The organism is Klebsiella sp. HN106 (assembly GCF_051209435.1).
GTDB classification, from domain to species: Bacteria; Pseudomonadota; Gammaproteobacteria; order Enterobacterales; family Enterobacteriaceae; genus Klebsiella; species Klebsiella oxytoca.
Map to the genome: position 1 here is coordinate 1 of NZ_JBLURD010000304.1, position 277 is coordinate 277.

The 277-nt window shown below is 64.6% G+C and carries 1 protein-coding gene; it reads right to left on the bottom strand.

The genetic code is table 11. The features are described 5' to 3' along the window. On the bottom strand, positions 1-277 hold a 277-nt coding region (locus tag ACSIPU_RS31320), incomplete at both ends, for an SDR family NAD(P)-dependent oxidoreductase (RefSeq protein ID WP_435322601.1).

The window sequence follows — 277 nt, forward strand, 5'->3', positions numbered from 1 at the left end:
TACCGCCCCTTTCGACGCGGCATAGTCAACGTACTCCCCCGGCGCGCCAAGGCGCGACGCCGCCGACGACACGTTAACTATCGCCCCGCCCTTACCGCCATGCCGATGTGACATGCGCTTTACCGCCTCACGACAGCAGAGGAAGTAACCGGTGACGTTGGTGGCCAGCACGCGGTTAATACGCTCGGCGCTCAGGCTCTCCACCGTACACTGGGTAAACAGGATCCCGGCGTTGTTGACCAGCGCCGTCAGCGGCTCGCCCATGCGGTCGATCGCC